Source organism: Azospirillum cavernae (genome assembly GCF_003590795.1).
GTDB classification, from domain to species: domain Bacteria; phylum Pseudomonadota; class Alphaproteobacteria; order Azospirillales; family Azospirillaceae; genus Azospirillum; species Azospirillum cavernae.
In genome coordinates, this window is sequence record NZ_QYUL01000001.1 from 1,244,096 (window position 1) to 1,265,497 (window position 21,402).

General features: G+C 64.9%; 21 protein-coding genes. 9 read left to right on the forward strand and 12 right to left on the reverse strand.

Going from position 1 to position 21,402, the window contains the following annotated elements:
* Positions 1 to 38: 38 nt before the first annotated feature.
* From murJ to D3877_RS05935, 8 genes are all read right to left on the reverse strand, one after another.
* Positions 39 to 1,607, reverse strand: a complete 1,569-nt coding sequence (murJ, locus tag D3877_RS05900) for a murein biosynthesis integral membrane protein MurJ (RefSeq protein WP_119829777.1) — start codon at positions 1,605 to 1,607, stop codon at positions 39 to 41.
* A 53-nt stretch (positions 1,608 to 1,660) separates the two neighbouring features.
* Entirely contained in the window at positions 1,661 to 3,556 is a 1,896-nt protein-coding gene (locus tag D3877_RS05905; protein ID WP_238474746.1) for a PAS domain-containing sensor histidine kinase, read from the reverse strand.
* Positions 3,557 to 3,691: 135 nt separating this feature from the next.
* Positions 3,692 to 4,576, reverse strand: coding sequence for a VOC family protein (locus tag D3877_RS05910; RefSeq protein WP_119829778.1), 885 nt, complete (start codon positions 4,574 to 4,576; stop codon positions 3,692 to 3,694).
* Between the two features lie 182 nt (positions 4,577 to 4,758).
* Positions 4,759 to 5,697 carry an electron transfer flavoprotein subunit alpha/FixB family protein gene (locus D3877_RS05915; protein ID WP_119829779.1) on the reverse strand — a complete coding sequence of 313 codons (939 nt, stop codon included), beginning with the start codon at positions 5,695 to 5,697 and terminating at the stop codon, positions 4,759 to 4,761.
* 2 nt (positions 5,698 to 5,699) lie between these two features.
* On the reverse strand, positions 5,700 to 6,449 hold the full coding sequence (locus D3877_RS05920) for an electron transfer flavoprotein subunit beta/FixA family protein (protein ID WP_119830810.1): 750 nt from the start codon (positions 6,447 to 6,449) through the stop codon (positions 5,700 to 5,702).
* A 68-nt stretch (positions 6,450 to 6,517) separates the two neighbouring features.
* Positions 6,518 to 7,051 carry a thioesterase family protein gene (locus D3877_RS05925; protein WP_119829780.1) on the reverse strand — a complete coding sequence of 178 codons (534 nt, stop codon included), beginning with the start codon at positions 7,049 to 7,051 and terminating at the stop codon, positions 6,518 to 6,520.
* A 122-nt stretch (positions 7,052 to 7,173) separates the two neighbouring features.
* Complete coding sequence (locus tag D3877_RS05930; protein ID WP_119829781.1) at positions 7,174 to 7,563, reverse strand: MerR family transcriptional regulator; 390 nt, start codon at positions 7,561 to 7,563, stop codon at positions 7,174 to 7,176.
* 126 nt (positions 7,564 to 7,689) lie between these two features.
* A complete protein-coding gene (locus D3877_RS05935) occupies positions 7,690 to 9,429 on the reverse strand; it encodes a long-chain-fatty-acid--CoA ligase (protein WP_119829782.1) in 1,740 nt (579 codons plus the stop codon).
* 160 nt (positions 9,430 to 9,589) lie between these two features.
* On the opposite strand from D3877_RS05935, the gene D3877_RS05940 reads away from it, so the two are divergent.
* The 3 genes from D3877_RS05940 to D3877_RS05950 all read left to right on the forward strand — a co-directional run bounded on the left by D3877_RS05940 (position 9,590) and on the right by D3877_RS05950 (position 10,941).
* Positions 9,590 to 9,892, forward strand: a complete 303-nt coding sequence (locus D3877_RS05940) for an SCP2 sterol-binding domain-containing protein (RefSeq protein WP_119829783.1) — start codon at positions 9,590 to 9,592, stop codon at positions 9,890 to 9,892.
* Positions 9,893 to 9,989: 97 nt separating this feature from the next.
* Positions 9,990 to 10,637, forward strand: coding sequence for a DUF6134 family protein (locus D3877_RS05945; protein WP_119829784.1), 648 nt, complete (start codon positions 9,990 to 9,992; stop codon positions 10,635 to 10,637).
* Positions 10,638 to 10,656: 19 nt separating this feature from the next.
* Positions 10,657 to 10,941 carry a DUF1488 family protein gene (locus D3877_RS05950; RefSeq protein ID WP_119829785.1) on the forward strand — a complete coding sequence of 95 codons (285 nt, stop codon included), beginning with the start codon at positions 10,657 to 10,659 and terminating at the stop codon, positions 10,939 to 10,941.
* Here the strand turns inward: D3877_RS05950 and D3877_RS05955 are convergent.
* The gene (locus tag D3877_RS05955; RefSeq protein ID WP_158599790.1) at positions 10,922 to 11,311 is read right to left on the reverse strand and encodes a GerW family sporulation protein; all 390 of its coding nucleotides are present in this window, start codon (positions 11,309 to 11,311) and stop codon (positions 10,922 to 10,924) included. The genes D3877_RS05950 and D3877_RS05955 overlap by 20 nt on opposite strands.
* A gap of 87 nt (positions 11,312 to 11,398) precedes the next feature.
* Positions 11,399 to 11,890 carry a flavin reductase family protein gene (locus D3877_RS05960; RefSeq protein WP_119829787.1) on the reverse strand — a complete coding sequence of 164 codons (492 nt, stop codon included), beginning with the start codon at positions 11,888 to 11,890 and terminating at the stop codon, positions 11,399 to 11,401.
* Positions 11,891 to 12,117: 227 nt separating this feature from the next.
* On the opposite strand from D3877_RS05960, the gene D3877_RS05965 reads away from it, so the two are divergent.
* The 4 genes from D3877_RS05965 to D3877_RS05980 all read left to right on the forward strand — a co-directional run bounded on the left by D3877_RS05965 (position 12,118) and on the right by D3877_RS05980 (position 16,707).
* Positions 12,118 to 13,275: a flagellar motor protein MotB gene (locus D3877_RS05965; protein WP_119830811.1), complete on the forward strand. Its 1,158-nt coding sequence runs from the start codon at positions 12,118 to 12,120 to the stop codon at positions 13,273 to 13,275.
* 259 nt (positions 13,276 to 13,534) lie between these two features.
* Complete coding sequence (locus D3877_RS05970) at positions 13,535 to 14,923, forward strand: circularly permuted type 2 ATP-grasp protein (protein ID WP_238474747.1); 1,389 nt, start codon at positions 13,535 to 13,537, stop codon at positions 14,921 to 14,923.
* Positions 14,920 to 15,897, forward strand: a complete 978-nt coding sequence (locus tag D3877_RS05975) for an alpha-E domain-containing protein (RefSeq protein WP_119829789.1) — start codon at positions 14,920 to 14,922, stop codon at positions 15,895 to 15,897. The genes D3877_RS05970 and D3877_RS05975 overlap by 4 nt, the downstream gene beginning before the upstream one ends.
* 60 nt (positions 15,898 to 15,957) lie before the next feature.
* Positions 15,958 to 16,707, forward strand: a complete 750-nt coding sequence (locus tag D3877_RS05980) for an arginyltransferase (protein ID WP_119829790.1) — start codon at positions 15,958 to 15,960, stop codon at positions 16,705 to 16,707.
* Here the strand turns inward: D3877_RS05980 and D3877_RS05985 are convergent.
* A complete protein-coding gene (locus D3877_RS05985; RefSeq protein ID WP_338014572.1) occupies positions 16,704 to 18,455 on the reverse strand; it encodes a methyl-accepting chemotaxis protein in 1,752 nt (583 codons plus the stop codon). The two genes, D3877_RS05980 and D3877_RS05985, sit on opposite strands and share 4 nt — an antisense overlap.
* A gap of 168 nt (positions 18,456 to 18,623) precedes the next feature.
* Complete coding sequence (locus tag D3877_RS29745) at positions 18,624 to 18,776, reverse strand: hypothetical protein (protein WP_158599791.1); 153 nt, start codon at positions 18,774 to 18,776, stop codon at positions 18,624 to 18,626.
* Between the two features lie 533 nt (positions 18,777 to 19,309).
* Here D3877_RS29745 and D3877_RS05990 point away from each other — a divergent pair.
* Together D3877_RS05990 and D3877_RS05995 are read left to right on the forward strand one after the other, a co-directional pair.
* Entirely contained in the window at positions 19,310 to 19,840 is a 531-nt protein-coding gene (locus D3877_RS05990) for a TRAP transporter small permease subunit (protein ID WP_420796880.1), read from the forward strand.
* Positions 19,841 to 19,859: 19 nt separating this feature from the next.
* Positions 19,860 to 21,359, forward strand: a complete 1,500-nt coding sequence (locus D3877_RS05995) for a TRAP transporter large permease (protein ID WP_119830813.1) — start codon at positions 19,860 to 19,862, stop codon at positions 21,357 to 21,359.
* Positions 21,360 to 21,402 lie beyond the last annotated feature (43 nt).

Here is a 21,402-nt window from a genome sequence, read left to right on the forward strand (position 1 = left end):
GGCGCGGCGGAGCGTCAAGAGCGGTCGCCGCATTTCTGTCACGACTCCGTCGCATCCGCTGGCGGGCGCTTCAGAAAGCCGGTCAGGTCGGCCAGCCGCGCGCCGCCCAACAGATGGGCCAACCCGCCGAACACCGCCATGCCGCCCAGCACCAGAACGCCCAGCGCGGCGAAACGAACCATGGTCGCCGGATGCCCCAGCCACGGCGCCAGCGCCGCGCCGCCAAGCGCCAGCGCCGCGCCCATGCCCACCGCCGCCGCCGCGATGCGCGGCCCGCGCCGCATCAACCGCGCGTCGAGCGACAACAGCCCGCGCTTGCGCAAGGCGACCACCAGCAGGCCGACGTCCAGCCACGCCGCCAGCCCGGTGGCGAGCGCGATCCCGACATGCCCCAGCACCGGCAGCAAGGCCAAAGCCAACGCGACGGTGGAGACCGTGACGATGATGGCGACGCGCACCGGGGTGGCCGTGTCCTGCCGGGCGAAAAAGGCGACGTTCAGCGATTTGGCGATGACATAGGCCGGAACCCCGACGGCGTAGGCCGCCAAGGCCATGGCGGTCGCCTGGGTTTCGGCTGGACCGAAGGCCCCCCGCTCAAACAGCACCGCCACCATCGGCCCGCCCGACACGCCCAACGCCACAGCGGCGGGCAGCCCCAGCAACAGGCTGAACTCCAGCGCCCGGCTCAGATAATGGCGGACCTTCTCCTCGTCCCCCGCCGCCGCGTGGCGGGCCAGCACCGGCAACAGCGCCGTGCCGATGGCGATGCCGATCACACCCAAGGGCATCTGGTTCAAGCGGTCGGCGTAATAGAGGAACGACACCGATCCCGACGGCAACAGTGACGCCAGAACGATGTTGAGGAACAGGTTGATCTGCATGACTCCCGCCCCCAACGCCCCCGGCCCGACCAGCCGGAAGAGCCGCCGCATCCCGTCGGTGACGCGTGGCCGCCGCAGCCGCAGGACAATTCCGGCGCTTCGGCAGGCCCAGGCCAGCCACAGCAGTTGCACGACGCCCGACAGAGTCACCGCCGCCGCCATCGCCCGCCCCGGCTCCCACCCCAGACGCGGCGCGGTCAGCAGCGCCGCCACCAAAGTCAGGTTGAAGGCGATGGGCGCAGCGGCGAACGGGCCGAAGCGGTCCAGCGCGTTGAGGATGCCGCCCAACAGCGCGACCAACGAGACCAGCGTCAGATAGGGAAAGGTCAGGCGGGCCAACTCCACCGCCATGGCGAATTTGGCCGGTTCATCGCTGAAGCCGGGGGCCAGCCCCAACATCAGCCAGGGCATCGCCGCCAGCGCCGCCAGGGTGAAGGGCAGAAGAACGGCCAGCAGCACGGCCAACGCCTCTTCGGCGAAGCGCGCCGCCGCCGCCCGCCCCTTGAGCTGAAGCTCAGCGGCGAACAGCGGCACGAAGGCGACGCCGAAAGCCCCCTCGGCGAACAGCCGCCGAAACAAATTCGGCAGCTTCAGCGCGATGAAAAAGGCGTCGGCCACCGGCCCCGCCCCCAACACGGACGCGGTCAGAATGTCGCGGGCGAAGCCAGCCAACCGGCTGACCAGGGTCAGGCCACCGACCGTGGCGATGGCGCGGGAAAAGCTCATGCCCGGCGGTATAGCCCGAGGATGGCCGCAGGCAAAGCCTTCTGCGCCCGACCCTACTCCCCAAGCGTCCGGGGCAGCCGCAGGGTGAACACCGCGCCGCCATCGGGCGCGTTGCGCGCCGTCAATTGCCCGCCCAAGGTCTGCGTCGCCAGATTGTAGGCGATGTGCAGCCCCAGCCCGACGCAGTTCTCATGCCGGGCTGTGGTGAAAAAGGGGTCGAAGATCTTCGGCAGCACGCTGTCCAAGATCCCCTGCCCGTCGTCGCTGTGCGTCACCTCGATCCACGCGTCATCCACCGCCTGAATGTCGATGGTGATGCGCCCGCTCTGTTCGGGGCGGAAGGCGTGGGTCAGGGCGTTGCGCACCAGATGAGTCAGCACGCGGGCGAAGGCGCCGGGGTAGCTTTCGATCTGCAACGCCTCCGGGCACACCAACATCACCCGATGACCCGACGAGCCGATTTGAGTGTGCAGGCTCAACAGCACGTCTTCGGTGTATTCGCGCAAATAGAAGACGCGCTGTTCGTCGCCCGTCTGGTCCGCCGAGACCTGTTTGAACATATGGACCAGGGCGGCGATGCGTTCGGTGTTGCCGACCAGCAATTGACCAGCCTCTTGCGCCACCTCCAAAAAGCCCGACAGGGCGGAGCGGGTGAGCGCGTTGGCCCCGAACTGGCGCTTCACATCCTCCGTCCGGCTCAACATGTGGGAGGCAGTGGTCAGCACCACGCCGACCGGCCCGTTCACCTCATGCGCCACCCCGGCGACCAACTGGCCGAGCGAGGCCATTTTTTCAGTCTGCACCAGACTGTCCTGCGCCGCCTGCAAGTCGGTGTAGGCCTGTTCGACCCGCTCCTTGGCGGCGCGCAGCGCCTCGGCGGCCTGCGCCCGTTCGGTGGTGTCGAGCATCACCCCGAAGACATGGGTCAACCGCCCGTCAAGATCGAAGCGCGGCGCGCAGGAGGAGGAGACGTAACGGACGTCCCCCGCCCGGTCGATGGCCCGGTATTCGACATAGACTCGCTTGGAATTGCCGATGACGCTTTCCAGCATGTTGCCGAAGGACAGCCGGTCGTCCGGGTGCAGAATGCCCAGCAGATTGTCGAAGGTCGGGGTGAAGTCGCGCGGATCCTGGCCGTAGACCTCGAACGCCTCGTCGTTCCACAGCAAATCGCCGCTGTGGATGCCATATTCCCAATAGCCGAGATGGCCGGTGCGGTAGGCGTCCTCCAACCGCTGCTTGGCCGATTCGAGCTGGGCCGCCGCCTGCGCCCGTTCGGTCGTGTCCATCATCACGCCGAAGACATGGGTCAACCGCCCCTCCCCGTCCAGGCGCGGCGCGCAGGAGGAGGAGACGTAGCGGGTGTGGCCGTCCTCGTCGCGGACGCGGTATTCGACATAGAGCCGGGTCGGGTTGCCGATGACGCTTTCCAGCATGTTGCCCAGCGACAGCCGGTCATCGGGGTGCAGAATGGCGAGCAGATTGTCGAAACTCGGCTCGAACCGCGCCCGGCTGTGGCCATACACGGCGAAAGCGGCGTCGTTCAGCGTCAGAACGCCCGATTGGATGCCATATTCCCAATAACCAAGCTTGGCGGTCTGGCAGGCCTCCTCCAGCTTGGCGGTGACGATCTCCAAACCGCGTTCCGCCCGGCGATGGTCGGTGATGTCCTGAAGCTGCGCGATCCAGGGCGGCCCGCCAACCCGCGCGGTGACGTCGCGCGCGACGCCCGCGCGGTCGGTCAGCCGGAGGTCGAACGACGCCCCCGCCTCGGCCCCGGCCAGTCCGGCGCTCAGGCGGTCGTCCACCGCCGCGCCGAAGGTTTCGACATAGGCGCGGTTGCCGCGCAACGCTCCGGCGGAATCGCGAATCAAGGCGGGCAACGGCAAGGCGTCGAACAGCGGCGCGGCCGCCGCCCCCGTCTCCATCGCTTCCATCGTCGCCGCCATCAGGGTCTCCGCACGCGCCGTCACACTCAATCGGTCATCGCCCCAACCTGTGGGAGATTAAACGAGCGCTGAGCGCCCGCCTATGTCGAAATGATCGGGCTTGAGTCAGGACATAAAGGATCAGGACATAAAGGATCAGGGGATCAAACGGTTCAGATCGAAATCCTGGGCGAAGGCCAGCATCGCCCCCCCGGCGCTGGGGGAGTTCACCCGCAGCACGCCGTTGCCGACCACGGTCGGGAATTTGCTTTTCTGCAAGGCCTGCTGCGTCCGGTCCAGATCGCTGACGCGCATCACCGCGCCAGCGAAAAACGGGCGCGGCGCGGCGAAGGCCGGGTCGCTGGTCCAGGCCCAATGCAGCCGGTCCGGCGTGGCCACCACAATCGGCGTGTCGCCGGTCTCGACCAACCGCGCGGCCCCCCGCTCCGTCACCGAACCGCCGAAGAGGCGGGCGTAGACGGCGGCGGTCGCGGCGGGATCGTCCGAGGCGATGACGAAGGCGGCCAGCCCGGTGGCGCCGTTGGCGTGCGCCAGGCAATCGGGCCGCCACACCACGTCGCGGGTGTGGTGCTGGCACAGGAAGACGCGGCCCCCCGGCGTGGTCGCCGGGTCGATCTGGGTGATGGAGAAACGCGCCTCGCGCGTTCCTTCCGGCAACTCAACCGGGCGACCGAAATCCAGCGTCTCGGCGGCGGTGAAGCCTGCGGCGGTCAGCGGGTCGCGGGCGGCGCGCGCGTCGGCGGTCTTCAGGGCGATGGCGGCCACCCCCTCGCGCTGGCGCAGGAAGGCGGCGTAGTGGGCGTTGATCGGGCGTTGTTCCTCAATGCCCAGCAATTCGATGTAATCGCCGCCCTGGAACATGACCGTGTGGTTGGCCGATTTCAGTTCGGTGTGGCGACCGCGCGGGGTGACGGTGAAGCCAAGCCGGGTGTAGGCGTCCTTCGCGGCGTCCAGATCGCGGACGGCGACAACCAGATGATCCAGTCCGAGGCGTTCCCCGGTGATGTCCTGCGTGCTCATGACGGCCCTGCTGGTTGCCGGTTGAAATGCTCCACGCAGCGATAGAACAGCCGTCGGCGGCGAGCAAGCGCGTCGAACCGTTCCCCCGTCAACAAACCGTCCCAAAACAGAAAGCGGGCCGGGCGCCCCGGACAGGCGGCCCCCGGCCCGTAAAGTTCACCACACCACCTGCGAGGGGCGGGTCACAGAGCCTGCTGGAGTTCCGGCAGGGCTTTGAACAGGTCCGCCACCAGACCGTAATCGGCGACCTGGAAGATCGGCGCCTCTTCGTCCTTGTTGATGGCGACGATGATTTTGCTGTCCTTCATCCCGGCCAGATGCTGGATGGCGCCGGAGATGCCGACGGCGATGTAGAGATCCGGGGCGACGATCTTGCCGGTTTGACCAACCTGATAGTCGTTGGGCACGAAACCGGCGTCCACGGCGGCGCGGCTGGCCCCGACGGCGGCGCCCAGCTTGTCGGCGATGCCCTCCAGCAGCGGGAAATTCTCGCCCGACTGCATGCCGCGACCGCCGGAAATGACGATGCGGGCGGCGGTCAGCTCGGGACGCTCCGACTTTGACAATTCCGCCGACAGGAAGCTGGACAGGCCGGGATCGCCCGCCGAAGCGACGGTTTCGACCGGGGCGGAGCCGCCAGTCGCCGCCGCCTCGAACGCCGTGCCGCGCACGGTGATGATCTTCACCGAATCCTTGCTCTGAACGGTGGCGATGGCGTTGCCCGCGTAGATCGGGCGTTCAAAGCTGTCCGTCGAGACCACGCCGGTGATGTCGGAAATCGCGGCGACGTCGAGCAGAGCGGCGACACGCGGCAGCACATTTTTGCCAACCGAGGTGGCCGGGGCCAAAATGTGGCTGTAACCGCCCGCAAGCCGCACCAGCAGCGCCGCCACCGGCTCGGCCAGCGCGTGCTCATAGGCCGCGTCATCGGCCAACAGCACCTTGGCGACCCCGGCGACCGAGGCGGCGGCGGCGGCGACGCCCTGCGCGCCCTTGCCCGCGACCAGAAGGTGAAGGTCCCCGCCACCCGCCGCAGCGATCTTGGCGGCGGCGGTGACGGCGTTCAGGGTGGCCGACTTCAGCGAGACATTGTCGTGTTCGGCCAGAATCAGGATCGTCATGGTCAGATCACCCGCGCTTCGTTCTTCAACTTGTCAACCAGGGCGGCGACGTCAGCCACCTTCACGCCGGCGCTGCGCTTGGCCGGTTCCACCACCTTCAGCGTGGTCAGTCGCGGCGCCACATCCACGCCCAAGGCGTCCGGCGTGACGGTTTCCAGCGGCTTCTTCTTCGCCTTCATGATGTTGGGCAGCGAGGCGTAACGCGGCTCGTTCAGGCGCAGATCGGCGGTGACGATGGCCGGGAGCTTCAGCTCGACCGTTTCCAGACCCCCGTCGATCTCGCGGGTGACGGCGAGACTGCCCTCGCCGGGAACGATTTTGGAGGCGAAGGTTCCCTGGCCCCAGCCCAGCAGCGCGGCCAGCATCTGGCCGGTCTGGTTGCAATCATCGTCGATGGCCTGCTTGCCCAGGATGACCAGCGTCGGGCCTTCCCGATCCACCAGCGCCTTCAGCACCTTGGCGACGCCCAACGGCTGGGTTTCCGCGTCGGTTTGCACCAGGATGGCGCGGTCGGCGCCCATGGCCAGCGCGGTGCGCAGGGTTTCCTGGGCGGTGGCGGGGCCGACCGACACGGCGATGATTTCGGTCGCCTTGCCCGCTTCCTTCAGACGAACGGCCTCTTCGACGGCGATTTCGTCGAAGGGGTTCATGCTCATCTTCACATTCGCGGTCTCGACGCCGCTGCCGTCCGCCTTGACGCGGATCTTGACGTTGTAATCGACAACCCGCTTCACGGGCACCAGAACCTTCATGGTGACGGCCTCCTTGGCGTTCAGAACTTTGGCGTTCAGGACTTTTTGTTTGCGACAATCGGCGGAATTCAGACGGCGGCGGCGGACAGCGGTTGCCCGCGCCACGCGGCGACCGCGTCGGGCATCGGCGGCGACGGGCAATCGACGCCCAACGCGGCCAGCACCTCCAGCGGCGGCACGACGGCGCCGCGCGTGACGAAGGCCCCCTGCACCACCGCCAGCGCGGCGGTGCCGCTGGCGGTTTCCAGCCGGTGTTCCATGAAAATATATTTCTCGTCCCAGCACAGCACGCGGCTGACCAGGGTGAAAGGCTGGAACGGTTTCAGCGAACGGCGAAAGCGGATGTTCGCCGCGCCCAGCACCGGCTGCCAGCGGTTTTTCAGGATGGCGTTGCCCAACCCCACCCGGATCATCAGATCCGTCCGGCCCAAATCCATCAGGCTGAAATAGCGGGCGTTGGTCATGTGCATGTTCAGGTCGAGATCGGTCGGCCAGACGCGAAAGCGCAGAACCGAATTCTCAAGAAAGCCAATGCCCCGCCCCCGCCACACGGCGGTGAGGGCGCACAGGATCACGCCGAACAGGCGGAAGATCAGGTTCATCCCCGTCCCCCGCCGCTGTTCCGGCGCGCCGCGTGGCGTCGCGCCGTTGTCGTCTGCACCGTCATGCTCTCAATCCTCCCCGGTGTCGGCTGGCGCCGGGGCGGCGTCGGAAGCCGTCCGGCTCAGGCGTCCTTGCCGGGGCTGCGCTCCGACAGGGTGTTGGACACCTGCAACTCGATCTCTTTCAACTCGTAAACCGTCGCTTCCAGATCCTCGCGCTGCTGCTCAAGGTCCTTCAGGCGCTTTTGCACCCGTTTCAACAGGTTGCGCTGCTGCTCCACCCCGCCATCGACGTTGTAGAGGTCGAGATATTCGCGGATTTCCGCCAAGGAAAAGCCCAGACGCTTGCCGCGCAGGATCAGCTTCAGCCGGGCGCGGTCGCGCTTGGTGTAGACCCGGTTGTTGCCGACGCGGTTCGGCGCCAGCAGCCCCTTGACCTCGTAAAAGCGCAGAGCGCGCGGCGTGATGTTCAGCTCTTCCGCAAGCTGATTGACCGTGTAGAGCTGTTCCATCCCTGGGATAACCTTCATTCGCATCCGTCATGCCGGACGCGCCATGCCCGACGGGCGGGACATAGCACAGGGACGGCGCCATGATAAGGCTTCCCTTTACGTCTCCGTCAACGAACTGACTTCGGGTCATCCCGCCGCCTTCTGCGCGGCCACCGCCAACGCCTCCGCGATCAGCTCCTTTTTCGACAGCTTGCCCACGGCGGTTTTCGGCAGTTCGGCGCGGAACTCGATGGCCGAGGGCATTTCGATGCGCGAAATCTTGTCCCGCAGGAAATCCTTCAACCCCTCCGCCGTCAGGGTCGCGCCCGGCGTCAGTTGGACGAAGGCCTTCGGCGTCTGGCCGCGATACTCGTCGGGCAGGCCGATCACGCAGGCGGCGACGACGTCGGGATGCTGGTAGATCGCCTCCTCGATCATGCGCGGATACACGTTGTAACCGCTGCAAATGATGAGATCCTTCAGGCGGTCGAGCAGGAAGACGTAACCATCCTCGTCCATCGTGCCGACGTCGCCGGTGAACAGGAAGCCGTCGACGATGGTCCGCGCGCTTTCCTCTTCCCGGCCCCAATAGCCCGCCATGACGTTGGGTCCAGCGATGGCGACCTGCCCCTTTTCGCCAACGCCCAAGAGCTGCGACGGGTCGTCCAGGCCACGAATCTGGATGGTGATTCCGGGCAGCGGCAAGCCGATGGAGCCTTCCTTGTTCACCCCAACCAGCGGGTTGGCGGCGCAGACCGGGGAGGCTTCCGACAGGCCGTAGCCCTCCACCAGAACGCAGCCGGTCGCCTGTTCCCACTGGCGCTTCAGCTCCATCGGCAGCGGCGCGCCGCCGGAGATGCAATAGCGGATGGAGTTCAGCGGGTAGCGCCCGACCTGCGGGTGCGACAGCAGCGCCTTGTACATGGTCGGCACGCCGGGAACGAGCGTCGGCTTGCGCTTGGCGATGGTCTTCAAGACCTGTTCGGCCTCAAAACGCGGCAACATAATCAGCTCAGCGCCCGAGGCCAAGCCGAGGTTCAACACCACCGTCATGGCGAACACATGGAAGAAGGGCAGCACCGCCAACACCCGTTCCTGGCCCAACGCCATGCCGGGGAACCAAGCCATCACCTGCCGGGCGTTGGCCAGCAGATTGTGATGGGTCAGCATCGCCCCCTTTGGCACGCCGGTGGTGCCGCCGGTGTATTGCAGCACCGCCACGTCGCGCATCGGGTCGATCGTCACCGGGCGCAGCGTGCCGTCGTTGATGAGCAGCGTGTCGAAATCAATGTGCTTGGCGTCCTGCGGGATGGCCGACACCTCGCTGCGCTTGAGCACGCGGAACAGCACGCCCTTCACCTTGGGCAGGATGGTCGGCATCCGGCAGACGACGACGCGCTTCAACCGGGTCCGCTCCAGCATCAGGGCGACGCGCGGGTAAATCTGCTTCAGGTCGAGCGTGACCATGATGTCGGTCAGCGAATCCTCGATCTGGTGCTCCAACTCCCGCTCGACATAGAGCGGGTTGTAGTTCACCACCGTGCCGCCCGCCTTCAGGACGCCGAAATAGGAGATGACGTAGGTCGGCGAGTTGGGCAGGCACAGGCCAACGCGAATCCCCGGCCCCACCCCCATGTCCTGAAAGCCGCGCGCCGCCCGGTTCACCAGAGCCAGCACCTCGGCGTAGCTGTAGCGGAGTCCCATGAAGTCCAGGCACGGCCGGTCGGCGTAGCGCGTCGCCGCGTCCTCGAACAATTGATGCATGGGCATCGGCGCGAAGCTCTGATCCCACGCGATGTTTTCGGGATAATGCGCCAGCCAGGGCCGCTGTTCGGACGGCGACGGAACGCCGGTCAACCGGCCTGTGTGCGCAAGCGTGTCGGACATTCGGTTTCGCTCCCCTTGGCGATTGGCGCGTTCCTGGATCGTCGCCGCGCCGGGTGTTCCCGTGGGCCGCCTGGAACCTATTCGTTATGACGTTGACGTAAACGTAACTCAGGCTTACTGTCAAGAGCCGTTGCACGAACAATCTTTGGAGACTGCATTCATGGTCGAGGACATCTTGAGCGAAATGCGCGCCCGCTCCGCGACGCTGCGCAGCCTGAACGCCTCGGTTCGCTTCGTTCTGGGCAAGGACGGGGAGATCATTCACCTCGACGCCCGCAGCAACCCGATCGCCATCACCCAGGACGATCAAGACGCCGACTGCACCATCCGCATTTCGCCGGAAAATCTGGCCAAGCTCATCAACGGCAAACTCAACCCGATGCTGGCCTTCACCATGGGCAAGCTGAAGGTCGAAGGGTCGATGGGCATCGCCATGAAGCTGGCCCAACTGCTCGACGAATAAGCCAGACCGACCGCAAGACCAAACCGACCGCCCAATCAAACCGACCGCCAGAGTCGAGTCGCTCCGTCATTCATCACATTGGGGAGGAAACCGAATCATGTCCAACACGCTCCGCGCCACGCTGGCGGCCACGCTCCTGCTGTCGCCGCTGGCGGGCCTGCCGTCCGCCGCCAACGCCGCCAGCGCGCCGCGCACCCTGACCTACAACATCCTGATGGGCGACGATCCCATCGGCAGCGAAGAGGTGAAGCTGGAGCCGCAGGGCGACCGCACCAAGGTGACGGTCACGGCCACCACGCGGGTGAAAGTGCTGTTCATCAACTTCCGCTACGACCACAAGCGGGAAGAGCTGTGGAAAGGCTCCACGCTGGAATCGATGAAGGCGACGACCGACGACGACGGCACGCCGCACGCGCTGGAACTGACCAGCAAAAGCGGCGGCTACACCCTGACCGCCGACGGCAAGCCGTCCGACCTGCCCGCCACCGCCCTGCCGCTGACGCTGTGGACCTCGGAAGTGGTCAAGCGCGCGCCGCTGTTCTCGCTGATCGACGGCGCCCGTTACACGGTGACGTCAAAGGCGCTGGGCGCCGAAACCATCGAGGCCGGGGGCCGCAAAATCGAGGCGCAGCATCACCGGATCGAGGGCGATGTGGAGCGCGACCTGTGGTACGCCGCCGACGGCACCTTGTTGAAAACCCGCTTCAAGCGCAGCGGCTATGATATCACCTATGTCCTGAAGTGAGTTTTGCCTTGAGGGTGTGATGCCGATCTTCGTGTTCCCCGACGATCCGATCTGGAACGAGGAGGCCGACGCCGTCGAGTTCGCGGTTGAGGTCGGGGAGTATCAGGGCCGCGTCTTTCTCACCCGCCGCGTCCTGCAAAGCTTTGCCGGCCATCGCCCGCAGCCCGACGAGGCGGTTCAGCAGGTTTGCATGAACCGCCAAGTCTTCGACCGCGCGGCGGAGTTGCGGATTCTCGACCGCGCGCTCGACCCCGACGCCAACATCCACCTGACCGCCCGCGACGTCACGCGGGCTGCGAGCTGACCTCGGTCCCGCTGGTGGGCGCCGTCCGCTTGTAGGTGTTGGTGGCGTCGGACACCATTTGCGCGATGGATTGATGCGCCGGGCCGGTGGTTTCGTGCGGCAGGACTTTCATCTCCACCCCGTCCGGGCCGATGATCAGCACCGCGCAGGGGATCACCCCGCCGCCGCCGCCGCCGCCCAACGATTCGCCGAGAAAGCTGCCGCCGCCGGTTCCGATGCCGAAGCTGGTGATGATCAGGGGAACGATGGTGTAATCGCCGATGGTCAGCGGCTTGCCGACCGCGCCCTTCGACAAAATCTTTTCAAACTCTTCCGAGGTGGCCTTCATCAGATCCACCGTCGGGTCGGTCATGCACAAAAACGGGTTCATCGGCCCCTCCATGCTGCGCTGCAAAATCTTAGCATGGAGGAGCAAACACGGGCAATCCGGCAACCGGAAGCCGAAAGAGCGCGCCGATCAAGCGATTTGCGCGTAGCCGCCCCGGAAATACAGCAACGGCGCGCCATCCTCGCGCGAGGCCAGACGACGGACGCGGCCCAGAACGATGACATGGTCGCCGCCGTCCAACAAATGCTCGCGGTCGCATTCCAGCCTGGCCAGACAGCCGCTCAAGACGGGCACGCCGCTGGCGGACGGCTCCACTGCGACGCCGCTCCAGCGGTCGTCCAAATCCCGGCGCGAGAAACGGCCCGACAACTCTTCCTGATCGGCGGCCAAAATATTGACCACGAAGGACGGCGCGGCGGAAAAAGCGGCGAAGGACGCCGCCGTGCGGCCCAAACAGAACTGCACCAGCGGCGGGTCGAGCGACACCGAGGAGAAGGAGTTCACCGTCACGCCGACCGGCGCGCCATCCGGCGCCAGAGTCGTGATGACGGCGATGCCGGTGGCGAAACAGCCCAGCGCGCTGCGGAAGGCGCGGGGATCAAGCGGCGGTGTGGAGGTCATGACGGCCTGTGAGTGACAGCGAAACGGCGATCCGTTGCCATTAACCCACCGTTGCGGTGGGCGCAAGGGCTTCTCCCCCGGATCGAAAAGCGTTAAAAGGATTTTAAGGAAGCTGGGGCAGCTTTCACCAGCGGCCTTAACACCAGCGGCAAGTGGCCGCGCGCTGGCGCGACGCCGGGCGACCCGCATCGCGCCGCCCCGCGCCACGCCGCCTTGACATGGACAGCATGAGCGCGAACCCAGCCGACGGCGAACGCCCGATCATCATCAAAAAGAAGAAGGCCGGACACGCGGGCGCCCATGGCGGCGCGTGGAAGGTGGCCTACGCCGATTTCGTGACGGCGATGATGGCGTTCTTTTTGTTGCTGTGGCTGCTGAACGTCACCACGTCCGACCAGCGCAAGGGCATCGCCGATTATTTCTCGCCGGTGTCGGTCAGCCGGGAACAATCGGGTTCCGGCGGCATGCTGGGCGGCAAAACCATCACCGTTCCGGGCGCGCAGGTGTCCCCCTCCTCGCCGATGTCCGCCGACGTGCCGGTGTCCGGCCCACCCGGCTACTCCTCGCAAGAAAATGAGGACGCCGCCGACCCGACCGAGGCTGCCGCCGGTCCTGGCGCGGGAACCGGCCCCGGCCGCCCCGGCGCGGACGCCAACGCAAGCCCGAACGCCAGCGCCAGCGCCGCCGATCAAAAGAGCAACGAGTCGCGCGCCGACTATCAACGGCGGATGGAGGAGATGGCCAAGCAATTGGGCGTTCCCGGCCAGAAACCCGGCGAGCGGCTGTCCGATTTCGGCGAGCGGGTGAAGGAAGCCGGAGAAAAGCTTCAGGACGCCCAGAAGGAAGCGCGCCAGTTCCAACAGGCCGCCACCGAAATCCGCCAAGCCATCCAATCGGTGCCGGAACTGGAGCCGCTGGCGCAAAATCTGATGATCGACCAGACGCCCGAAGGGTTGCGCATCCAGATCGTCGATCAGGACCGCGTGTCGATGTTCCCCGGCGGCTCCGGCCAAATGTACCCGCAGACCCGCCAACTGGTGCAGCAGGTGGCCAAGGCGCTGGCGAAGCTGCCCAACAAGCTGTCGATCAGCGGCCACACCGACGGCACGCCGTTCGCCGCCGGATCGGGCCGCGACAATTGGGATCTGTCCAGCGAACGGGCCAACTCCACCCGCCGCGCGTTGATCGCGGGCGGCATCGACGAGAAGCGGATCCAGGACGTCGTCGGCAAGGCCGACCGCGACCCGCTGGCCCCCGACCAGCCGGGCAGCCCGCGCAACCGCCGGGTCAGCATGGTGTTGCTGCGCGAAACCCAAGCGGCGCCTCCTCCTCCCGGCGCCCCACCCGCGACCAAAGCAGCGCCCGCACCGGCGCCAAAGCGCTGAAACACTCCCAACAGCCAATCAAAAATCGCATCCCTGCACCGCGTCACGCCCGGATTTCGCGCGTTTGCCCCTGTTCAAAGCGCGCGACGATGGGTCATACTTCCCAGACAACGTGATGCCGCCGGAACGATGCCGTCCGGTCGGCGATGATCGGTCCGAGATAAGCGCGGGGGAGTCTGTGAGCGTACCCGAGGGCAAACCATCTGACCTTTTGTCATCCTATAATCCTGGCCTGTATTTCGACGAACTGTTCGGAAGCATGGACTTGCCGGCCGAACACACGGCGCTGATACGGCAGAGATTGTCGGGTCTTGATTTCGATGAACTGCGCCGCCGCGCGCAGGATGTGGAAAGGGAGCTTTACAACCTCGGCATCACCTTCATCGTGTATTCCGAAAAGGACGCGGTTGACCGGATTCTTCCGTTCGACATCATCCCGCGCGTGATCTCCGCGAAGGAATGGACGCATCTGGAAGCGGGCGTTACCCAGCGCGTGACGGCGCTGAACCTGTTCCTGCACGACATCTACCACGATCAGAAGATCCTGAAGGACGGAATCATTCCGCGCGATCTGGTGGAGGGGAACCACAATTTCCGCCCCCAGATGATCGGGCTGGACGTTCCGTTCAACACCTACATTCACATCATGGGCACCGATCTGGTGCGCGACCGCTTCGGCACCTTCCGGGTGCTGGAGGACAATGGCCGCGTTCCCTCCGGCGTGTCCTATGTGGTGGAAAACCGCCACATGATGCAGCGGGTGTTCCCCGATCTGGTGCAGGACATCGGCATCCGCCCGGTGGACAATTACGGCCACAAGCTGCTCGACGCGATGATGGAAATCGCGCCGACCGGGGTGGACGATCCGCAGGTCGTGCTGCTGTCGCCCGGGACCTACAACTCCGCCTATTTCGAGCACATCTTCCTGGCGCGCGAAATGGGCGTGCCGCTGGTCGAAGGCCGTGATTTGGTGGTGGAAAACGACCGCGTCTATATGAAGACGACCAACGGTCTGGCCCCGGTCCATTCGATCTACCGCCGTCTCGACGACGCGTTCCTCGACCCGCGCGCCTTCAACCCGGACAGCCTGCTCGGCGTTCCCGGCATCCTCGACGCCTACCGCAAGGGCAACGTCGCGTTGGCCAACGCGATCGGCACCGGCGTGGCCGACGACAAGGCGGTCTATTGCTACGTTCCCCGGATGATTAAGTATTATCTGGATCAGGAAGCGATCATCCCCAACGTCGACACCCGCATCTGCCGCGAACCGGACGCCCTGCAATACACGCTGGACCATCTGGCTGAACTGGTGGTCAAGCCGGTGGGCGAAGCGGGCGGTTACGGCATCACCATCGGCCCGCGCGCGAGCAAGGCCGAACTGGATGATTGCCGGGCCAAGCTGCTGGCCGATCCGTCCAACTACATCAGCCAGCCCGTGGTCGATCTGTCGGTCTGCCCGACCGTGACCGACGACGGCATCGAACCGCGCCACGTCGATTTGCGGCCCTTCGCCATCACCGGCAAAAACACCTGGGTTCTCCCCGGCGGCTTGTCGCGCGTGGCGCTGAAGAAAGGCACGCTGATCGTCAACTCGTCCCAGGGCGGTGGCTCGAAGGACACGTGGGTTCTGGAAGGTGGTGCGGCATGAACCTGCTCGCCCGATACGCCGAGTGTATTTTCTGGATGGCCCGCTACATGGAGCGGGCCGAGAATCTCGCTCGCATCCTGGATGTGCACGAAACCTTCTCGCGCGACACGCGGGGGGCGACCAACTGGTTCTCCATCGTTCAGCTCAACGCGGACGAGAAGGACTTTTTCAGCCGCTACGACCGTCCGACGGCCGAATCGGTGATCCATTACTACATGTTCGACGCCCAAAACTCGAACTCGCTGCTCTCGATGCTGCGGATCGCGCGGGAAAACGCGCGCGCCCTGCGGCCCTGGATCTCGACCGAGATGTGGACGCAGATCAACGTGTTCCACAACAAGCTGTTGGACATGTCGACCAAGGATGTGGCCTCGCAAAACCTGTCCAAGGTCTGCACCTGGATCAAGGAAGAGTGCCAGACCCACACCGGCATCACCGAGGGCACCTTCTACCGCGATCAGGGCTGGTATTTTTACCAGATGGGCAAATACATCGAGCGGGCGGACCAAACCACCCGCCTGCTCGACATCAAGTATCACACCCTGCTGCCCTCCCCGGTGGAGGTCGGTTCGACGCTGGACGTCAGCCAATGGACGACGGTGTTGCGCTCGACCGCTGGCTATCACGCCTTCCGCCGGGTCTACCCGCGCGGCATGTCGCCGACCACGGTGGCCGGTTTCATGCTGTACAACGAAGGCTTCCCGCGTTCGGTGGTCATGTGCGTCCGTCAGATCGACGGCGTGCTGACCCGGCTGCGCTCCCGCTACGAGTTGCGCGGCGGGGCGCAGGCGATGGAACGGGTGGACGAGTTGCTGTCCGCCCTGCTCTCCCGCCCGATCGAGGCGGTGTTGCGCCAAGGGTTGCATGAGTATCTGGACTGGACCCAGCTTCAGCTCAATCTTCTGACCACGGAAATCGCGCAAGCCTTCTTTGGGAAGGAAGCACCTGTGGCTGTTGAAGCCCAGTCGCAGTAAGCTGGATGGCGGGGGCTTCGGCCTCCGCCCACCCTGTCGCTTCCCGGTCCCACGGTTCGCATGTCGGTCATCCAGCCGCAACGCCCTTTGCAGCAGTTCTTTCGGTCGGGGCCAATGCCCTGCCCCTATTTGCCGGGCCGTGTCGAGCGCAAGCTGTTCACCCGTCTGATCGGTCCCTACGCCAGCGAGGTGAACTCCACCCTGTCGCGCGCCGGGTTCCGCCGCAGCCACGACATTGTGTACCGCCCGGTTTGCCCGAATTGTCAGGCTTGCACGCCCGTTCGCGTGCCGGTCAACCAATTCACCCCCAGCCGGTCGCAACGGCGGGTGGTGGCGCTGAATCAGGACGTGACGATGGCCGAGCGCCCGGCCTACGCCACCTCCGAACAATTCCGTCTGTTCAGCCAATATCAAAACTCGCGCCACGGCGAATCCGACATGGCGCGCATGGCGATGGGCGATTTCGTCGCCATGGTGGACGAGGGGCGGGCCGACACCGGCCTGTTGGAGGCGCGCGACGCCGACGGGCGTCTGGTCGGCTGCATGCTGACCGACCAGCTGGCCGACGGCTATTCCGCCGTCTACAGCTTTTACGACGCCGCCCAGGACCGCCGCAGCCTTGGCACCCACATGATTTTGGGCCTGATCGAACGGGCGCGGCAGGTTGGCCTGCCCTATGTCTATCTTGGCTACTACATCGCCGACAGCCGCAAGATGGCCTACAAGGCGCGCTTCCACCCGCTGGAAGCGCTGGGGCCGACCGGGTGGCGCCGCCTGACCGAGACGATGCCCGCCCCTGCCCCGCCTTAAGCCGCCTTGATGCGGTCGAGGAACTGCTCGACGTCCATCCGCAGGGTTTCCGCCTGCCGCGACAACTCGCCCGCCGCGCCCAGCACTTGAGCGGCGGCGGCGCCCGCTTCGCCAGCGGCCTGAGTCACCTGCCCGATGCTGCCCGACACCTCTTGCGTGCCGCCAGCGGCCTGCTGGACGTTGCGGGAAATCTCGCTGGTGGCCGCGCCCTGCTCCTCGATGGCGGCGGCGATGCCGGTGGTGATGTCGTTGATGGCGCCGATGGTGCCACCAATCCCGGTGATGGCCTGAACCACGCCCTGCGTGGTCTGTTGGATCGCGCTGATCTGAGCGGCGATCTCTTCTGTCGCCTTCGCGGTCTGCCCGGCCAGCCCCTTCACCTCGCTGGCGACGACGGCGAATCCCTTGCCCGCCTCGCCCGCGCGCGCCGCCTCGATGGTGGCGTTCAGCGCCAGAAGGTTGGTTTGCGACGCGATGTCGGTGATGAGGCTGACCACGTCGCCGATCTTCTGCGCCGCGTCGGCCAAACTGCGCACGGCGTCGCTGGTCTGCGCCGCCTCACTCACCGCCTGCCCGGCGATGTCGGCGGAGCGTGTGACCTGCCCGCCGATCTCGCGGATCGAGCTGGTCATTTCCTCCGTCGCGCTGGCGACGGTCTGGACGTTGGCGCTGGTCTGTTCGATGGCGGTCGCGACGATGACGGCCTGGGCGTTGGTCTGCTGGGCCATCGCCGACATGCTGCGCGCGGTGGCGTTCAATTCCGTCGCCGAGGAGGACACGGTGCGCAGGGCCGCCATCGCCGACGCCTCGAAATCCGCGACCAGCCGGTCAATGGCCTCGACCCGCCGCTGTTTGGCGGCTTGATCGGCGGCTTGCAGCCCGGCCAGCCGATCCGCCTCGACCAACCCATCCTTGAAGATCTGGACCGCGCGGGCCATCGAGCCGATTTCGTCGCCGCGCTCGCCGCCGTCAATCTCGACCGACAATTCACGGTTGGCCAGACGCCCCATGACCGAGGTCATGCCTTGCAGCGGACGAACCACGCTGACGATGATGATCCAGGCGGCGGCGGTCCCGATGGCGACGGCCACCGCGATCATCGCCGCGATCCACAGCTTGCTCGACGCGTAGATCGCTTCGCCATGGTTGGCCGAGGCCACGCCCTGGCGGACGTTGAAGTCGATCAACTCCTGCAAAATTCCCCGCGCCTTGCGCAGTTCCTTGCGGGATTCACCCAGGAAAATGGCGGTCGCCGCCGCTTTGTCGCCCTTGCGCGACAGCGGCAAGAGCCGATCCACGCTGATCGCCATATAAGCGTCCAACGACGTTGAAAAACGGCGGTAGGCGTCCGCCTCCCAGCCCGGCGTCAGCATTGATTCATAGGTTTTCCGGCTGCCCGCCAGAGCGCGCGTGGTCTCGGTCAACAAACGGTCTTCCTCGGCGATGTCCGCCGCCGTGGCGACCATCAGATGCGCGCCTTCGATGATCCGGTAATATTCCAGCTTTTCGATGATCGCGCCCGCCGCCGCCGTGGCGGGCAACCAATTGTCGCGAACCTCAGCCGCCTCCCCATTCACCACCGACAGGCGCGTGATGGAAAAGAGGCCGAGTCCAGCCGCGCAGGCAAGAATGATGCAGAACGCAGAAATGGTTTTGAATCGAATTGAAAATTGCGCGAGCCAGGACATCCGTTCCCCCCGATAGAATGATCGCCCCGTTTGATCCGAGACTCTGGCCCCAGATAACATGAGTTTAGCGTCAATTTGTATTTATTTTTCGCGTCAAGATGGATCATTAAAATAGTATTACGCGCTTTGTGAGAAATTTATTCACAGCGCCCCGTTATTAAATGTTAATTTTGCACAAAAAACAGGCGCTCGCGTTCCCGCAAGCGCCTGTTTTCAACAACCAACCGTTCAGGCGGCCTTGATGCTCACCAGGAAACTCTCGACATCGTGGCGCAGGGTTTCCGCTTGGCGCGACAACTCCCCGGCGGCGCCCAGAACTTGAGTCGCCGCCTCTCCGGCTTCGCCCGCCGCCTGGGTCACTTGGCCGATGCTGCCCGACACGTCTTGTGTGCCACGAGCGGCTTCCTGAACGCTGCGGGAAATGCGCGGTCGCGTCCAATTCCGACGCCGAAGACGCCACGGTGCGCAGGGGCGACGCCGCCGACGCCTCGAACCCAGCGATCAGGTGATCCACCGTCTCCGCCCGTTTTTGCTTGGCGGCCTGATCGGCGGCCTGCAATTCAGCCAAACGCACCGCCTCGATCAAGCCGTCTTTGAAACTCTGGACCGAGCGCGCCTTGGCGCCGATTTCGTCCTGACGCTCGCCACCGTCGATGTTGACCGACAATTTGCAACGCAGGATGCGAGCCGCAGGAGACGGCGCCCGCGCAAACTACGTGATTCTACGTAGCTCCTTCGTAGCCCTTGCAAGAGGCGGGTTCCGAAGGGAATAGTCCTGCGAAATCAAATGATTTTGTGTATTCTCGGGACGTGGTGGATCGCTGTTCGACGCGTTCCTATGGCATGAACAAAAGCAAAAGGGGCCGGTGAACGCCGCGCCTCTGCAAACAGGGGAGGTTGATCCGTTGAGAGCCATGCTCAAACTCAGCGGGCTGATCGACGCCATGAACGACGGCGTCGGCAAGCTTGTGTATTGGTTGGTGCTGGTCGCTGTTGTCGTCAGTTCCGGCAACGCGGTGGTGCGCTACACCTTCAACAACAGCTCCAACGCTTGGCTGGAATTGCAATGGTACCTGTTCGCGGCGATCTTCATGCTGTGTTCAGGCTACACGTTCCTGCGGAATGAGCACATCCGCATCGACATCGTTCTGGGTCGCTTTTCCAAGCGGGTGCAGGCGATGGTCGATATTTTCGGGATCGTCGCGTTCCTGTTCCCGATGGCGCTCATCATCATGGTGTTGTCCTGGCCGATGGCGAAGGACAGCTTTCTGACGAACGAAATGTCCAGCGACGCCGGTGGTTTGGTCCGCTGGCCCGCCAAGCTCCTGATCCCGGTCGGCTTCTTTCTGCTGACCGCCCAAGGGGTGTCCGAACTCATCAAGCGCATCGCTTTCCTGGCCGGTCTGATCGACGAGCCGGGCGAGAAGATGCACGGCCACTCGTAAGGGAGCGCGATCCATCATGATGGCAGAGTTTGTAGCCGCCAATATGGCGCCGCTGATGTTCGCCGCCTTGGTCGGCTTTCTTCTGATGGGCTTTCCGGTCGCCTTCGCGCTGGCCGCCAACGGGCTGTTCTTTGGCTTCATCGGCATCGAGCTGGGGCTGCTGACCCCGGCGCTGGCGCAGGCCTTGCCTGAACGCGTGTTCGGCATCATGCGCAACGACACGCTGCTGGCCATTCCCTTCTTCACCTTCATGGGCCTGATTCTGGAGCGATCCGGCATGGCCGAGGATCTGCTCGACACCATCGGGCAGTTGTTCGGCCCGCTGCGCGGCGGTCTGGCTTATGCGGTGATTTTCGTCGGCGCGCTGCTGGCGGCGACCACCGGCGTGGTGGCGGCGTCGGTCATCTCCATGGGCCTGATTTCGCTGCCGATCATGCTGCGCTACGGCTATGATCGTCGGGTCGCCACCGGCGTCATCGCCGCATCCGGCACCTTGGCCCAGATCATTCCGCCGTCGCTGGTCCTCATCATTCTTGCCGACCAGTTGGGCAAGTCGGTGGGCGACATGTACGCCGGCGCGATGATCCCCGGCTTGGTGCTGACCGCCCTGTACGCTGGTTACATTCTGCTCATCAGCATCATCCGTCCAGAAACGGTCCCCGCCCTGCCGCTGGAAGCCCGCAGCCTGCGCGGCGCCAAGCTGATAATCCGCGTCGTCACCACTCTGGTGCCGCCGCTGTTCCTGATCTTTTTGGTGCTCGGCACCATCTTTCTGGGCATCGCCACCCCAACCGAAGGCGGCGCCATGGGCGCCATGGGCGCGCTGATTCTGGCTCTGCTCAAGCGGCAATTGAGCTGGTCGCTGATGCGGCAGGCCATGGACACGACGGCCAAGCTGTCCACCTTCGTCGTCTTCATCCTGATCGGCTCCACCGTCTTTGGTCTGGTGTTCCGCGCGGTGAACGGCGATTTGTGGGTCGAGCATCTGTTGACCGGCCTGCCGGGCGGCCAGTTGGGTTTTCTGATCGTCGTCAACATCCTGGTGTTCGTGCTGGCCTTCTTTCTCGATTTCTTCGAGTTGGCCTTCATCATCGTGCCGCTGCTGGGGCCGGTGGCCGACAAGCTGGGCATTGATTTGATCTGGTTTGGCGTGCTGCTGGGCGTCAACATGCAAACCAGCTTCATGCACCCGCCTTTCGGCTTCGCCCTGTTCTATCTGCGCAGCGTGGCGCCACGATCCGATTATCTGGACAAGATCACAGGGAAGCTCATCCCCAAGGTGACGACCGGACAGATCTATTGGGGCGCGGTTCCCTTCGTCATCATCCAGGTCATCATGGTCGGTCTGGTCATCACCTTCCCCAGCCTGATCGAAGCTGGTTTGGACCGTGGGCAGAAATTTGATCTCGACAAGGTGAAGATCGAAATTCCCGCCCTGGAGAACAGCGATGTGGCCCCGCCCTTCGGACAGTCTGATGATTCGGCGAACGACATCATGAAACAGCTTCAGCAGAAGTAACCGCTTCAATCATACAGCAAAAACAAGGGGCCGGATTTTCCGG

Bases quoted from the DNA above. Each gene is read 5' to 3' on its own strand.
- D3877_RS05910 (WP_119829778.1), bottom strand. From the start codon at position 4,576: ATGAGCACGCAGGACATCACCGGGGAACGCCTCGGACTGGATCATCTG.
- D3877_RS05940 (WP_119829783.1), top strand. From the start codon at position 9,590: ATGGTCGAGGACATCTTGAGCGAAATGCGCGCCCGCTCCGCGACGCTG.
- D3877_RS05975 (WP_119829789.1), top strand. From the start codon at position 14,920: ATGAACCTGCTCGCCCGATACGCCGAGTGTATTTTCTGGATGGCCCGC.
- murJ (WP_119829777.1), bottom strand. From the start codon at position 1,607: ATGAGCTTTTCCCGCGCCATCGCCACGGTCGGTGGCCTGACCCTGGTC.
- D3877_RS05950 (WP_119829785.1), top strand. From the start codon at position 10,657: ATGCCGATCTTCGTGTTCCCCGACGATCCGATCTGGAACGAGGAGGCC.
- D3877_RS05955 (WP_158599790.1), bottom strand. From the start codon at position 11,311: ATGAACCCGTTTTTGTGCATGACCGACCCGACGGTGGATCTGATGAAG.
- D3877_RS05935 (WP_119829782.1), bottom strand. From the start codon at position 9,429: ATGTCCGACACGCTTGCGCACACAGGCCGGTTGACCGGCGTTCCGTCG.
- D3877_RS05965 (WP_119830811.1), top strand. From the start codon at position 12,118: ATGAGCGCGAACCCAGCCGACGGCGAACGCCCGATCATCATCAAAAAG.
- D3877_RS05960 (WP_119829787.1), bottom strand. From the start codon at position 11,890: ATGACCTCCACACCGCCGCTTGATCCCCGCGCCTTCCGCAGCGCGCTG.
- D3877_RS05945 (WP_119829784.1), top strand. From the start codon at position 9,990: ATGTCCAACACGCTCCGCGCCACGCTGGCGGCCACGCTCCTGCTGTCG.
- D3877_RS05995 (WP_119830813.1), top strand. From the start codon at position 19,860: ATGGCAGAGTTTGTAGCCGCCAATATGGCGCCGCTGATGTTCGCCGCC.
- D3877_RS05905 (WP_238474746.1), bottom strand. From the start codon at position 3,556: ATGGCGGCGACGATGGAAGCGATGGAGACGGGGGCGGCGGCCGCGCCG.
- D3877_RS05930 (WP_119829781.1), bottom strand. From the start codon at position 7,563: ATGGAACAGCTCTACACGGTCAATCAGCTTGCGGAAGAGCTGAACATC.
- D3877_RS05985 (WP_338014572.1), bottom strand. From the start codon at position 18,455: ATGTTATCTGGGGCCAGAGTCTCGGATCAAACGGGGCGATCATTCTAT.
- D3877_RS05920 (WP_119830810.1), bottom strand. From the start codon at position 6,449: ATGAAGGTTCTGGTGCCCGTGAAGCGGGTTGTCGATTACAACGTCAAG.
- D3877_RS05925 (WP_119829780.1), bottom strand. From the start codon at position 7,051: ATGAACCTGATCTTCCGCCTGTTCGGCGTGATCCTGTGCGCCCTCACC.
- D3877_RS05980 (WP_119829790.1), top strand. From the start codon at position 15,958: ATGTCGGTCATCCAGCCGCAACGCCCTTTGCAGCAGTTCTTTCGGTCG.
- D3877_RS05990 (WP_420796880.1), top strand. From the start codon at position 19,310: ATGCTCAAACTCAGCGGGCTGATCGACGCCATGAACGACGGCGTCGGC.
- D3877_RS05970 (WP_238474747.1), top strand. From the start codon at position 13,535: ATGGACTTGCCGGCCGAACACACGGCGCTGATACGGCAGAGATTGTCG.
- D3877_RS05915 (WP_119829779.1), bottom strand. From the start codon at position 5,697: ATGACGATCCTGATTCTGGCCGAACACGACAATGTCTCGCTGAAGTCG.